The sequence below is a fragment of the Umezawaea beigongshangensis genome (assembly GCF_016464305.1).
GTDB lineage: Bacteria > Actinomycetota > Actinomycetes > Mycobacteriales > Pseudonocardiaceae > Umezawaea_A > Umezawaea_A beigongshangensis.
On record NZ_JAEIOJ010000002.1, the window covers coordinates 337051 to 351402 of the forward strand.

The 14352-nt window shown below is 75.7% G+C and carries 8 protein-coding genes; 1 reads left to right on the forward strand and 7 read right to left on the reverse strand.

The features are described from left to right. Nucleotides 1-8: 8 nt before the first annotated feature. The 4 genes from IMZ35_RS06150 to IMZ35_RS06165 form a co-directional block, all read right to left on the reverse strand. Nucleotides 9-1709 (reverse strand): peroxidase family protein, encoded by a 1701-nt coding sequence (locus tag IMZ35_RS06150; protein WP_199439936.1) that lies wholly within the window; start codon nucleotides 1707-1709, stop codon nucleotides 9-11. 105 nt (nucleotides 1710-1814) lie between these two features. Beyond that, nucleotides 1815-4574 carry a helix-turn-helix transcriptional regulator gene (locus tag IMZ35_RS06155; protein WP_199439937.1) on the reverse strand — a complete coding sequence of 920 codons (2760 nt, stop codon included), beginning with the start codon at nucleotides 4572-4574 and terminating at the stop codon, nucleotides 1815-1817. A gap of 320 nt (nucleotides 4575-4894) precedes the next feature. Continuing rightward, on the reverse strand, nucleotides 4895-5839 hold the full coding sequence (locus IMZ35_RS06160; RefSeq protein ID WP_199439938.1) for an asparaginase domain-containing protein: 945 nt from the start codon (nucleotides 5837-5839) through the stop codon (nucleotides 4895-4897). Continuing rightward, nucleotides 5836-6570 carry a Clp protease N-terminal domain-containing protein gene (locus IMZ35_RS06165; protein ID WP_199439939.1) on the reverse strand — a complete coding sequence of 245 codons (735 nt, stop codon included), beginning with the start codon at nucleotides 6568-6570 and terminating at the stop codon, nucleotides 5836-5838. The genes IMZ35_RS06160 and IMZ35_RS06165 overlap by 4 nt, the downstream gene beginning before the upstream one ends. 86 nt (nucleotides 6571-6656) lie before the next feature. Here IMZ35_RS06165 and IMZ35_RS06170 point away from each other — a divergent pair, with 86 nt between their 5' ends. After that, nucleotides 6657-7583 carry a pyridoxal-phosphate dependent enzyme gene (locus tag IMZ35_RS06170; RefSeq protein ID WP_199439940.1) on the forward strand — a complete coding sequence of 309 codons (927 nt, stop codon included), beginning with the start codon at nucleotides 6657-6659 and terminating at the stop codon, nucleotides 7581-7583. A 15-nt stretch (nucleotides 7584-7598) separates the two neighbouring features. On the opposite strand, the gene IMZ35_RS06175 is transcribed toward IMZ35_RS06170, so the two are convergent. From IMZ35_RS06175 to IMZ35_RS06185, 3 genes are all read right to left on the reverse strand, one after another. Then, on the reverse strand, nucleotides 7599-11117 hold the full coding sequence (locus IMZ35_RS06175) for a DEAD/DEAH box helicase (protein WP_199439941.1): 3519 nt from the start codon (nucleotides 11115-11117) through the stop codon (nucleotides 7599-7601). 77 nt (nucleotides 11118-11194) lie between these two features. Next, on the reverse strand, nucleotides 11195-12088 hold the full coding sequence (locus IMZ35_RS06180; RefSeq protein ID WP_199439942.1) for a coiled-coil domain-containing protein: 894 nt from the start codon (nucleotides 12086-12088) through the stop codon (nucleotides 11195-11197). A 246-nt stretch (nucleotides 12089-12334) separates the two neighbouring features. Next, entirely contained in the window at nucleotides 12335-14137 is a 1803-nt protein-coding gene (locus IMZ35_RS06185) for an acyl-CoA dehydrogenase (RefSeq protein WP_307867799.1), read from the reverse strand. Nucleotides 14138-14352: the final 215 nt, after the last annotated feature.

The following is a 14352-nucleotide window of genomic DNA, read 5'->3' on the forward strand; positions in this document are numbered from 1 at the left end:
CGGATCGGCTACCGGACGCCGGCGAAGCGCAACAGGTCGCCGATCGTGCTGATCTCACCCCCGTCCGGCAGGCGCACCCCCTGCTCGGGGCTCCAGCCGGGCTGGTTGAGGTAGGACTCGGGGTCGTGCCGGAGCTGGCCGATGATCGTCTCGTTGACGATCCGGCTGCCCACCGGTCCCAGCGCGTTGCCCTCGCCGAGGACCTCGGCCTCCTTCAGGAGGTAGAACCACAGCGGGGTCTCGTCGAGGAACCCGCCGTCGACCAGCGCGGTCCGCAGCTCGACACCGGTGCCCTGGAGCAGCTGCTCCGGCGTGAGGACCGGCACCTGCAACCTGCGGGCGACGGCCTGGCCGGTGGGCAGGCCGAGCTTGTACCCGCGCAGCAGGTTGCGCCGCGCGAGCCGCTTCACGACGCCGCGCACGAGTTCGGTGATCTCCTCGCTCCTGCCCTCGTTCAGCAGCTCTCGCAGCGGTGGCGCGAGCTGCGTGTCGATCTTGCGGGCGAAGCGGTCGGGCAGCGGGTCGGCCTTGTCGACGAACCGGTTCCAGTCGATGATCCAGTTGTGCGGCAGCGACGTCGCCTGGCCCGCGAGAGGCGGGTCGGCCTTGCCGGTGAACGTGAAGAGCAGGTCGAAGGTGGCCGAGGGCAGCAACGGGTTCTGGCCCTCCGCCGCCCGGCCGAAGTTCAGGTTGAAGTCGTAGGAGCCGCGCACCAGCGTGTGCCCGAAGCGGAACGCCGCCGTGGAGTGCTCCAGCGGCATGAACGCCTCGCCCCGCGGCCGGTACAGCGGGTCGTCGGTCTCCAGCACCTCGTCGGTGACGCCGTCGGCGGTCACGGTCTTGAGGAAGTCGTGCACCACGAGCCACTGGTAGTGCCAGCGGACGAGGTCGCGCGCCCGGAAGAAGACCTCCTCGGGGGTCGTCAGCTCCGGCTCGTCGGCGCGCACCTGGGCGACGACGGCGTTGTGGAAGCGCAGGAACGCCACGTGGAGCTGCGCGACGATCAGGTTCTCGTCGTCGCGGTCGTCGGCGACGAGCGCCGTGCCCGTCTCGTCGCGGGGCAGGTCGCGCCGGAGGTCGCCCTCCGGGGGGACCCGGAGACCGGGGATCGGGTTGCCGCCGAGGTCGTTGACCGCGGCGGTGCCGATGACGAACTCGGCGCCGTCGTAGAACGCGGCGGCCTCGGTGGGCTCCCCGTCCCCGAAGGTCGGGCCGTCGCCGTAGAGCGAGTCGAGGTTCAGCGCGGGCTGGCGCAGGTTGCGCAGTCGTTCGAGCACCTCGTTCGGCCGGATCGGGTCCGGGTCGCCGTCGGTGATGCTGATGTCGGCGTCGCGGTCGGTGTTCGCGGTCAGGTCGTGGTCGATGAACTGACCCCAGTAGGTGTAGACGGGCGGGATCGTCGAGTTGCCGTCCGGCTGGAGGTCGAACGGACTCGCCGGGGCCTCCTCCGCCATCGCGAAGCCCAGCGCCTTGAGGTAGGCGACCATCTCGGCCGGGTTGTCGTCGGACAGGTGTCGGCGCGGGTAGCGCCGGGCCAGGTCCGGAAAGAGGTAGCCGAACGGCGTCGTGTCCGGATCGGACTCCTCCGCCACCGACTTGAGCGCGCTGATCCCCTCCTGCGTCTGCACCAGCTCCGCCGCTTCGGGCGTGCCGTCGTCCACGGCGTGCCCCCCGTGCGCCAGATCTCTCAGCACTCGGCTCAGAGCCATGACCACTCCCCCTCGGTTCTTCCCCCGTCGACTCCCTGCGGGCCGGGCGGACCCGGCCCCCTCCGAGCCTTCTCCCCGCCCGGTGTCGCGGCATCGGGGAACTCCCTACGCCTGCGCCCTCGCCGGGGAGGCGAACCGGCGGGTGAGCTCGGTGCGCGAGCGGATGCCCAGCTTGCGGTAGGTGCGGGTGAGGTGGGCCTCGACCGTCTTGCGGGAGATGAACAGCGCGGCAGCGGCCTCGGTGTTGTTCATGCCGTCCGCGACGGCCCGCGCGGTCTGGAACTCCTGCGGGGTGAGGACCTCCAGGCCGGTGCGGCCGGTGTCGCCGCCGACGTCGGCGCGCGCGCCCGTGGCCGCCAGCTCGGTCTCCGCGCGGGCCGCCCAGGGCCGTGCCCCGAGGTCCTGGAAGGTGGCGAGCGCCTCGCGCAGCGGTGACCGCGCCGCCAGGGGACGGCGGAGCCTGCGCAGCGTCTCCGCCCGGCACAACAGGGTCCTGGCCCGCTCGAACGGCGTCGGCAGTCGCGAGTGGAGGGTCGTCGCGCGGGCGAAGTGCTCCTCGGCGGTGTCCGCGTCGTCGCTGAGCGCGCCGCGCCCGCGGGCGGCCACGGCGGCGGGGTGCGCGAGGCCGGTGGCGTCGGCGCGCTCCTCCAGCACGGTCAGCACGTCGCGGGCGCGCTCGGCCTCGCCGGTTCTGATCAGCGACTCCACCAGGTCCCCGACGAACAGCGCGACGCCGGGGTGCCGCCAGCCCGTCTCACCGGCGTGCTCCCACGCCAGCCCCAGGTGGCGCGCGGCGGTGTCGGGATCTCCCTCTCCCAGCGCGGCCAGCCCGAGCACGGCGGGCACGTGCGTCCGCAGCAGTTCGACGTCCGCCCCGCCGGCCGCGCGGCGCGCGCGCTCGATCCGCCGGCGGCTCGACGCGGCGTCGCCGCGCGCGGCGTCGAGCCGGCCCAGGGTGGACAGCAGCCTGCCGACGACGTCGGTCTGCGCCATCTCCTCGGCCCACCGCAGGCCCTCACCGGCGTCGGTGGCCGCCGCGGCCCAGTGCCCGCTCCACCAGCCCAGCTCGGCGCGGTGCGCGAGCGCCAGCGGCAGGGCGACCGGCGCACCGGCCCGCCGTCCGGCCTCCAGCACGCGCCCGAGGACCGGGCGCGCGCCCTCGGCGTCCTCCAGCCACGCCGAGCAGCGGGCCAGGAGCACGAGGGGGAGCTGGTCGTGCACCGGGTCGGCCAGCTCCGCGAAGGAGGCCACCGCGCGCAGCCGGGCGGCGGCCTCGGCGGCGCGGCCGTCGAGCAGCAGCGCGGTGGCGGCCACCACCTCCGCAGCGGGCGGCACCTCTCCCGCCGGGCGGATCTCGTCGGCCCGGCGGACCAGGGCGACCGCCCGCCGCACGTCGCCCGCGGTCACCGCGGACAGCGCCGCCTCGACGTGCAGGGCGGCGGCGCGGGAGGAGTCGACCGGCAGGACCGCGACGGCCGCGCGCACCAGGCCCTCGGCGGCGTGCAGCGGGTCGCCCAGCGCGGCGCGGGCGCGGGAGCGCACGACCTCGACGTCCGCGGCGAACGCGGGATCGGCGCGCAGCGCCAGCGCCTCGTCGCACCAGGAGAGCGCCGGGTGCGCCTCGCCCGCGGCGTGCGCGCGGGCGGCGGCGGCGAGCAGGCGGTCGGCGGCGCGTCGCGGGTCCGAGGTCAGCTCGGCGGCCCGGTGCCAGCTGCGGGCGGCCGGGCCGAACCGCACCGGTTCGGCGGAGACGGCGGCCACGAGGTCGTCGGCCGCCGCGTCGTCGGGCGCGGTGAGCGGGGCGGCGAGGTACCAGGCGCGCTGGTGACCGGTGGCCCGGTCGGCCAGCGTGCGGTGGACGAGCCCCAGCACGTCGCGCGGGACGCGCTCCTCGACGACCTGGCGCAGGAGCGGGTGCCGCAGCCGCAGTCCGCCGGGGAGCACCCGCACCAGCCCGGCGTGCTGGGCGTCGAACAGGTCGTCGAGCGAACCACCGAGCGCGGCGAGCACCTCCGCGACGTCGCCGGGCGCACCGCTGGCCGCGACGACGCACAGCGCGACGCGGGTGCGCTCCGGCAGCGCGTCGACCACGCGCGACCAGGTGCGGTGCAGCACCGGTCCCAGCACGGGCCGCTCCGGCGCCGGTGCGCCCGGTCCGGCGTCGTGCAGCAGGACCGACGGCGAGGCGGACACCGTCTCCACGACGGCCAGCGGGTTGCCGCCGGTCCGCTCGACGATCCGGTCCAGCACCCGCGGCGGCACGTCGACGCCCAGCGCGGCGACCAGCTCGCGGCACTCCCGCGCGGACAGCCCCTCCAGGGCGACGGTCGGCAGGTCCAGCGCGAGGGCGTAGCTGCCGGGCTGGTCCCGCACGGCCAGCGCGACGAACACGCCCTCCCAGGCGAGCCTGCGGGCCACGAACAGCAGGAGCTGCTGCGACGGCGGGTCGACCCACTGGAAGTCGTCCACCACGACGAGCAGCGGCTGCCGCTCGCCCGCGGCGGTCAGCACGCCGAGCGCGCCCGCGCAGGCGGCCAGCGGGCTGGCCACCGCGCCCGGCACGAGCGACAGGCTGACCTCCAGCGCGTCGCGCTGCACCTCCGGCAGCCGCTCGAACACGTCGCGCAGCGGCAGCAGCAGGTCCGCGGCGACCGCGAACGGCAGCGACGCCTCCGACTCGACCCCGCGCACCCGCAGCACGCGGGGCACGGTCGCCGCGACCCGCTCCAGCAGCGCGGTCTTCCCGACCCCGGCCTCTCCCCTGACCACGACCGCCCCGCCGGTCCCGCTCACCAGTCCGGTGAGCAGTTCTCTCTCGTGCTGACGCCCCACGAAGGGGCGGTCCTCCCCGCTGACGACGTGCATCCGGTCCCCCCGACCACCACGCGCGACTCACGACACGGCGCGTGGAACTCCGCTTCCCCGTGACGGTGCCGCGCGACGAACGACCGCGGCACGCATCCGTTCGAGCTCCCCCGCTCGAACTCCCCCTGGTCCAGGATGCACGCGAACGGCACCGATTCCCAGCAGAACCGCACCCACCAGCCCGGACACGTGTCCTTCCGCGCTCTGCGTCCACTCGCCGGAGGGCAGGGCGACACGATTCGCGCGCACCACTCCGGCGAATCGCGGTCTCGTCCTGTTCCGATCCGGGCACGCCCCGCGACCGACGTCACCCGGCCGGCTCACAAGCGCGCGAACCACTCCCGCACCGCGGAGACCCCGCCCGCGCCGAGGGCCACCGCCAGCGCCGCCCTGGCCTTGCCGGGGGCGAGACCGCGCGCGCCGATCGCGCCGACCTTCGCGGCGAGACCGGCGCCCAGCGGCAGGTCCTCCAGCGGGGTGGGCGGGACGTGCGCCCTGGAGGCGACCACGACGGGGACGTCCCACCCGGTCAGCTCGGCGATCGTCGTGAACAGCTCGACGGGCACGTTGCCGACCCCGGTCCCGGCCAGCACGACGCCCCGCGCGCCCGCGTCCACGGCGGTCGAGAGCAGCGCGGCGGGCACTCCGGGGTAGGTGGTGATCAGCGCGACGTCGGACTCCGGCTCGCCCGCCACGCGCGGTGGCGTCGGCGGGGCGTCGGCGAGACGCACCACCCGGTCGCCGAGCACCCGGCCCAGCAGCGGGTGCGGCGCGGAGGAGAAGCCCGCCGGGGAGGTCGCGTCGACCTGCCGCACCCAGCGCGGCGCGTGCAGCGCGCCGTCGAGGCAGACGGTGGTGCCGCGGACGGCGCGGGCGGTCGCGAAGGACGCCGCGAGGTTCGCCGGGCCGTCGGGAGCCGGGTGGTCGCGGTCGCGGACCGCGCCGGTGAGCACGATCCCGCCGCGCGCGGCCGCGTCCGCGGTGAGGAGTTCGACCAGGAACGCCGTGTCCTCCAGCGCGTCGACGCCGCAGGTGATCACCACACCGGCGAAGCCCTCGGCGAGCAGGGCGGCCCGCGCCCGGCGGGCGAGGCCGAAGACCGTGGCCGGCGAGGTGTCCCAGCTCGGTTCGGCCAGGACGTCCTCGGCGACCACGCCCGGCGCCCCCGCGGCGAGCTGCGCTCCCGAGGCGACGCGGGACGCGCCGCGGGCGATGGTGTCGCCGGTGGCCAGCAGCAGGACGGGCGCGGGACCGCCGGACGTCACGGGGCGACCAGTCCGACGTGCTGCTCCAGCCGGTCCAGACGCTCGACCAGCGGACGCACCTCGGCGCGGACGGCGGCGCCGAGCAGCGCGGCGGCGTTCGGCGCCGCCGGGGCCTGCTGCGCCCGCAGGTGCACGTACCCGGCGAGAGCGGCCGAGACGGCACGCCGGGCGAGCCGCGGCTCGACGCCCAGCGAGCGCAGCACGCGCCCGGCGGTGCCGTCGGGTTCGGCGACCAGCCCGAGCAGCAGGTGCTCGCAGCCGACGTAGCCGTGGCCGAGCGACGTGGCCTCGGTGACCGCCAGTTCGAGCGCGTTGGCGGCGTCGGCGGTGAAGCGGGACGCGGTGCCGCCGACGCCGCGCGTCGTGACGCGCTCCAGCTCCCCCAGCACCCGCTCCGGTTCGACCTCCAGCGCGCGCAGCACGAGCAGCGAGAGGTTCTCGCCCTCGTCGAGCATCCCGCCGAGCAGGTGCTCGGTCGCCACGCCGGGAGCCTCCGCTGCCCGCGCGCGCCGCACCCCGAGCCGGACCGCGGTCCTGGCCCGGTCGGTGAAGTGGGTCAGCCGCTCGGTCGGGTCGTCCTCCTCCACGTCGCCGAGCGTCGTCTCGCGGATGGCGGTCACGCGGCGCACGGCCTGCTCCAGCGCCCGCTGGCAGATCGCGGACACCGGCACACCGGCGTCCTTCACCGCGTCGGCCAGCTCGTCCGGCAGGTACACGTTGATCTTCGGCACTTCTCCTCCTCCGATCGGAGCCCCATGTGTACCCCGAGAGGGGTTATAGGTCTATAACCCCACGACGCGGCCACTAGGTTGGCCGGGTGAAGCAGCTGCTGAGCTCGTGGCCGACGCCCCTCGAACCCGCACCCCGCCTCGCCGAGAGGATCGGGCTGCGCCCCGACGACCTGTGGATCAAGCGCGACGACCTGACCGGCCTCGGCGGCGGGGGCAACAAGGTCCGCAAGCTGGAGCACACCGTCGCCGCGGCGCTCGACGACGGCGCGACGACCCTGATCACGACCGGTGCCGCGCAGAGCAACCACGCCAGGCTCACCGCCGCGGCGGCCCGCCGCGTCGGGCTGGACGCGGTGCTGGTCCTGCGCGGTGACCACGCCGCCGTGTCGAGCGGCAACGTCAGCCTCGACCGGCTGCTCGGCGCGCGCCTGGTGTGGGCGGGCGACGAGCCGCTGGACGTCGTCGCGGCCCGCGTCGCCGACGAGCTGACCGCCGCCGGACAGCGTCCTGGCCTGATCCCGTTCGGCGGCACGTCCGTCGTCGGCGCGCGCGGGTACGTCGACTGCGCGCTGGAGCTGCGCGAGCAGGCGCCCGACCTCGTCCACGTCGTCGTCGCGGTCGGGTCGGGCGGCACGATGGCCGGTCTCGTCGCGGAACTCGGGGCGCACACCGTGCTCGGCGTGGACACCGGGGCGATGACCGATCCGGGCGCGCGCATCACCGAACTGGTCGAGCAGCTCCGGCCGGGCAGCGGCGAGCTGCGCCTGCGCACGGACCAGGTCGGTCCCGGCTACGGCGTGCTCACCGCGGCGGCCCGCACCGCCCTGGAGGACGCCGCGCGCACCGAGGGCCTCGTCCTGGACCCGGTCTACACGGCCAAGGCCCTGGCCGGGCTCACCGCGGCCGTCGCCGAGGGCGCGATCAGGCCGGGCGAGCGCACGGTGCTCGTCCACACCGGCGGCCTGCCGGGCCTGTTCGGCCACGCCATCGCCGCCGAGCTGGCCTCGCTCTGACCGTGCGTCCGGCCGTCAGCGACGGCGCTCCGCCGGTCCCGCGAGCGGACGACGGGGCCTCGCGGCGACGTCGTGGACCGCTCGCGGGGACAGCGCGTCGTAGGCGGTCAACCAGCCGGTCGCCCGGTGGTCGCCCCTGCGGGTGAACACCGCCGCGCCCACCTGATCGGCCCCCGCCTCCCCCTCGGCCGCCGGTGGCCGCGACACGGTCTGCGGGTCCCGCGCCACCTCGGCGACGCGCACCAGGTGACCGGTCCACACCGCGGCGAACGTCCCGGTCGCGCCGGACACGCGCACGCCGTCGGGGAGGTCCTCCAGCGCGACGGCCGACGCCCTCTCCCGCAGCAGCGCCGTGTAGGAGCCGCGGTCCAGCTCGCACGCGGGCGGCGGCGCTCCTCCCGGCCAGTCCGGCGAGCGCAGTCCGCGGCCCGTCGCGTCGCGCCACATGCGGGGCACCAGCTCCCTCGCCCGCGCGCGGGTGGCCATCTGCTCGCACATCCACAGCAGCCGTCCCGCGCCGCGGCCGGGGCCCACCTCGCGCCACCGGATGCGCCGGTCCAGGTCACCGGCGACGATCGCCACCCACGGGTGGATCGTGCCGAGGACGCCCTGCGCGGCCAGCCACGCGAGGTAGCGCGGGGCCTGCTCCAGCACCTGGTGGAGCGTGCTGGCGGGGATGCCGGCGACCACCCGGCGCGGCCCGTGCGAGCGGTCGAACAGGTGCGGCGAGTTCGCCACCAGCAGCATCGCCGCCCACGCCAGGTCGCCGCGGGAGCCGCTCGCACCCGATCCGAGGCCCTGCACGGCGGTCACCTCGGTGAGGTGCGACGTGCGGCCGCGCGCCTTGATCGCCGTGGCGACCGCCGCCTTGTGCGCCTCGCCCACGGGCGCGTCGAGCAGCGCGGGCACGGCGGCGCTGAGCATCGACGTCAGCGCGACCTCGGCGGTGTCGGGGTCGTCGGGCACCGGCAGCATCCCCAGCACCTGGTTGAGCCGTGCCCCGACCTGCGAGGACACCATCAGCCTCGCGGTCAGCCGCCCCAGTTCGGCGACCTGCAGGCCCACCTCGCCGTCCTCGCGGTCGACCCGGTCGAGGAACCCCCGGTCGAGCAAGAACCGCACCGACTCCTGCACGGGCTCCAGGTCCTCGTCGCCCTGGGCGTGCGCGAGGGTCTGCACCCACCACGCCTCCGCCTCGCCGAGGGTCGTGATCCTGGACTGGAGCACCTCGGCGAGGACGTGGTCGGGCAGGCTGTCGTAGATCTGCGAGTACACCGCGTAGCCCCGGACCAGCCTGCCCTGCCACCGGGCGCGCTCGGTCTCGTCGGTGACGAGGTAGGCCCAGCCCTCGGTCTCCCCCGCGCCGACCCGGCCCGCCCTGCCGAACATCTGGAGCACGGTGGCGGTGCTCAGCTCGGACGTGCCCACCCTCGTGTCGCGCACGACGACCGCCCGCGCGGGCAGGTTGACCCCGGCGGCCACCGTGGTCGTCGCGACCAGCACGTCCGCCTCGCGCCGCCGGAACGCCCGCTCGGCGGCGTGCTTGTGCTCCCAGTCCGCGTAGTGCAGCTGCACGCCGACCTGCGCGCACACCGCCTGGAGCTTGTCCGCGTCGTGCGGGCCCAGCCCGTCGACCACGGCTCCCCGGTCGGCGGCGACCGCCAGGGCCGTGGAGCGCACGTTGGCCTTGGACCCGCAGAACACCAGCACACCGCCCTGCTCGGCGGTGATGCGGCGGGTCAGGTCGACCACCGCGTGCTCGCGGGCGCGGCTGCTCGCGCGCTGGGTGGACGTGGCGGGGATCGCCGGGAGCTGCCAGGTCAGCCGCGACGGCCGCCAGGTGGTCGTGACCAGCTCGCCCTCCAGCCACTCGGCGATCTCCGCGGCGTTCGACACCGTCGCGGACAGCCCGACGATGCGCACCGGCGACTCGGCGCCGCGCACGCGGGCCAGCAGCGCTTCCAGCAGGGCGCCGCGCGCGACGTCGCCGAGCAGGTGGATCTCGTCGACGACCATGCAGCCGACCTCGGCCAGCGCGGCCTGCATGGACGCGGCCCGGCACAGCGACTCGAACTTCTCGGTCGTGGCCACCCACAGGTCGGCCTCGCGGACGCGCTCGACGTCCACGGTGTGCTCACCGGACAGCCGCTCCACCCGCAGGCCGTGCCGCCGCCACACCTCCAGCTCGCGGTCCAGCTCGTCGGTCAGGGACCGCTGCGGCACCAGCCACGCGGCCTTGCGGCCCTCGTCCAGGACGGTCCGCAGGGCGGCCATCATCCCGATCACGGTCTTCCCCGCGCCGGTGGGCGCGGTGATCACCACGTGCCCGTCGCCGTCCACGACCACCGGCGCGGCCTGCGCCTGTGCGGGGTTGAGCGTGGGAAAGGGCAGGTAGTCGAGCCAGGCGCGCGGGACGAACTCCTCGGCGGGCGCGTGCCGCGGCGGCTCGGGGCTGTCGAGGGCCGGGTCGTGCGCCGCCCACACGTGCTCGAAGGCGTCGCGCGCGTGCGCGGCCTCCTCCCCCGTCTCGACGCCGCAGGGCAGCGGACCGACCCCGCCCAGCTCCGCGAGCGCGGCGGCGGACCACAGCTCGCCGAGGCGGGAGTCCGCGTCGAGGGAGGAGATCGTCTCCTGCTCGACCCAGTGCGCCACCGACCGGAACGGGACGCCGCGCTCGGCGAGCCGGACGCGCAGCGCGTCGAACCGGGGCCCCTCCGGCAGCAGCACCCGGACGTCGGTGCCCTCCGGGAGCGGCGGGAGGTCCAGGTCGGGGTCCGCGGTCTTGCACCAGTGCAGCAGCCGCCGCTCCTCGGCGCGCGAGCCGTGCCCGTCGGCAGCGTCCGGCCCGCCGGGCCTGGCCTGGAACGTCGGCTCCGACGAGGCCAGGATGCGCCGCACGGTCGCCGCCATCGCGGTGGTGGACACGGCGACGGCTGGCCGCTCCGGCGCGGACGGCTCCGGGGCGGGCACTCGCGGGGCGGACACCTCCGGGGCTGGCGGCTCCGGCGGGAGCGGGCGCGAGACCGGACGCTCCGGCGCGGGCGGCTCCGGCGGCTCCTCCCGCCGCACCGGGGTGGGGCGTCGCGGGGCCGCGGGCGGTTCGGGCCGTGCCTGCGGTGCCGGAGCCGGAGCGGGCGGGCGCGGTGACGGGGCGAAGCGCTCGCGGCTCAGCGCCGCGAGCTGTGCGTCCTCGGCGAGCCGCCGGGCCACCGCCTCGGGCTTGAGGTCACCGAGGACGGACTTCGTGGACAGCGTCATCTCGCGCGCCGACTTGGCCGTGGCGCAGTGCGGGCACACCACGGCGGTCTGGAGCTGCACCTTCCCCCGGTTGGGGTGCGGGCGGTAGAAGGAGTGCAGCGGGCCGGAGCAGGTGGGGCAGCGGGTCTCCAGCTCCTGGAAGTACTGCCAGCCGGGCTCGGTGAAGACCGGCTTGCTCGCCCGCACGAGCACGCCCCACCGAGCGGCGGCCACACCGACGACGCTGCTCTCGGCGTGGCCGTGCTCCGCACCACCTGTCCGGCCGCTGTCTGCCACTGGGTCTCCTCCGACGTCGCGGAGACTCTATGCGGCCGGACCGACGGTCGGCGGGCCGCTCGCCGCGGCCGGAGGTGTCAGGCGGCGTTCTCGGCGACCGACAGCACGACGGGCGGGTTCTCCGACAGGCGCAGCGCGCCGGTCACCGGCTCCTGGTCGCGGACGTGCTCGTCGTCCTGCACGAGCAGCGCGTCGGCGTGGTCGACCAGGTCGAACGCGTCGCGCAACTGCTCGGCGATCCGCCGTTCGAGGCCGGCGAGGTGCTCCACCTCGGCACGGGCCGCCCGCGTCACCCGCTCGGCCTCCTCGCGCGCCGCGCGCAGCACGCGCTCGGCCTCGGTCTCCGCCTCCAGCAGCCGCTCCTGCACGGCCGCCGCGGCCTCGCGCCGGCGCAGGTCGTTGGCCAGCTCGAAGTCCCGCTGCTCCCGGCGGCGGGCCGCCACGGCGAGACGGTCGAGCTGGTGCCTGCCCTCCTCCGCGCGTCGCGCGGCCTCCGCGATGCCCTCGTGCGCCAGCCGCATCGCCTCGCGGTGCTCCGCAGCCGCGTCCGCGCGCTGGCGGTCCAGCTCGGCCACGAGCCGCTCGTAGCGCTCGCGCAGCCGCGCGGCCTCCTTGTCGGCGGTGCTCCAGGCCAGGTCGGCGGAGGCCAGGGCGCGCGCCACGATCTCCTCGGCCTCGGCGTGCGCCAGCTCGACCCGGCGGCGCAGCCGCTCCGGCACGGTGTCGGGGTCGATCGGCGTGCGGCCGAGGCGCTCCAGGTCGGCGCGCAGGCCGGAGTTCTCCGACCGCAGCCGCTCCACCTCGCGCGCCAGGTTCTCCGCCAGCGCCTCCGCGGCGTCGCGGTCCGCGGCGAGGATGCGCACCTCGGCCTCCACGCAGCGCACGTGCTCGCGCACCTGGCTCCGGTCGTAACCGCGCCACCTCACGTCGAACCCCGTCTCCAGGGGCAGCAGGCCGTCAGCGGCGCTCATGGATGCGTCTCCCGCGAGAGGTCGTCGGTTCGTCGGCGGCGTTGTCGATCTAACACCCGATCCTCCCCCGGCGACAAGACACCCGGTCGTCGCAACGGAATTGTGATGTCCACAGTGGACATCGGAACCGGAGGCGTCACGGCCGGGACACGGCAGGACCGGGAGAGGTGGGCGTCACCCTACCGTGTCAGCCGGGCCGTCCCGTCCAGCGGGAGCGGCCCGTCCGCCGCACCCCGTCCGCGACGGTCAGAACACCTCGGGCGCGGCGTCCAGCAGGGTCGTGTCGAGGGAGTCCAGCAGGTCCAGCTGCGGGCCCGTCCCCGGCAGCTCCCAGCGGAAGAAGTACCGCGCCGCGGCGCGCTTGCCCTCGTAGAACGCGCCGGTCCGGCCGTGCGCGGCGAGCAGCTGCTCCAGCCACGTCCACGCCACGACGGCGTGCCCCACGGCCTCCAGGTACGGGGTGGCGTTGGCCAGGGCGAGCCGCGGATCGCCCGTGCCGTGCAGGCGGCGCGTCGTCGCCCCGATCCTGGCGAACACCGCGTCGAGCCGCGCCGCGAACTCGGCGGGCTCCCCGTCCAGGGCCGCGGCGCGCGCGGTGGTCGCGGCCACGGTGTCCAGGAGCAGCCGCAGGCCCGCGCCGTCGCGCATCACGACCTTGCGGCCCAGCAGGTCGAGGGCCTGGATGCCGTGGGTGCCCTCGTGGATCGGGTTGAGCCGGTTGTCCCGGTACATCTGCTCGACGTCGTGGTCGCGGGTGTACCCGTAGCCGCCGTGCACCTGGATCGCGAGGCTGTTGGCCTCCAGGCACCACTGCGACGGCCAGCTCTTCGCGACGGGCGTGAGCACGTCCAGCAGCAGCCCGGCGGCGGCGCGCTCCTCCGGCGTGGCGGCCGTGCGCTGGTCGTCGCCGAGCTTCGCGCAGTACAGGCCGAGCGCGAGTCCGCCCTCGACGTAGGACTTCTGCGCCAGCAGCATCCGCCGCACGTCGGGGTGCTCGATCAGGGGCACCTGCGGCGTGGCCGGGTCCTTGGCCCCGATCGGCCGGCCCTGGACGCGGGTGCGCGCGTACTGCACCGAGTGCAGGTGACCGGTGTAGCCGAGCGCCGTCGCGCCCAGTCCCACGCCGACCCGCGCCTCGTTCATCATGTGGAACATCTGGGCGAGGCCCTGGTTCTCCTCGCCCACCAGGAACCCGACGGCCCCCGCCTGCCCGCCGGGCCGGTGCACTCCCTCGCCGAAGTTCAGCAGCGCGTTCGTCGTGCCCCGGTAGCCCATCTTGTGGTTGAGCCCGGCGAGGACGACGTCGTTGCGCTCGCCGGGGTCGCCGTTCTCGTCGAGCAGGAACTTCGGCACCACGAACAGCGAGATGCCCTTCACGCCGGGCGGGCCGCCCGGCACCTTCGCGAGCACCAGGTGCACGATGTTCTCGCTCAGCTCGTGGTCGCCGCCGGAGATCCACGTCTTGTTGCCGGTGAGCCGGTACGTGCCGTCTGCCCGCGGTTCGGCGCGGGTGGTGATGTCGGCCAGCGACGACCCGGCCTGCGGCTCGGACAGGCACATCGTGCCGAAGAACCGGCCCCGCACCATCGGACGGACCCACGTGTCGACCAGCTCGGGCGAGCCGTGCGCCACCAGCAGTCGCGCGTTGGCCATCGTGAGGAACGGGTAGGACGAGGTGCCGACGTTGGCCGCCTGGAACCACACGTGCAGCGCGCGGGACACGACCGCGGGGAGCTGCATCCCGCCGAGGTCCTCGTCGAAGTCGCTCGCCAGCAGACCGGCCCCGGTGAACGCCTCCAGCGCCGCAGCCACCTCGGGCACCAGCACGACCCGCCCGTCCGGGCCGACGTGCGGCTCGTGGGCGTCGGCCCTGCGGTTGTGCGTCGCGAAGTGCTTGGTCGCCATCTGCTCGGCGAGGTCGAGCACGGCGTCGAAGGTCTCCCGCGAGTGCTCGGCGTAGTACGGCCTGCTGGTCAGCGAGACCACGTCGAGCCACTCGTGCAGCAGGAAGTCGAGGTCGCGGCGGGACATGATCAGGGACGCGGGCACGGTTCCTCCAACGGTTCCACCGGACGACGTCCTCATGCTGGCACACCGCCACGCCGCCACCGGGGCGCGCGCGAACGGGCCGGTGATCACACCGATGCGCACGAACGGCCCACCCGGCCGTGCCGCACCGGTGGCCCCGGTCCGCCGGTGTTCGTGACCGCGCGTCCGGGTGCGCGGGCGAGGCGGTGCGGGACGTGCTCGCGAGGACCGCCGGA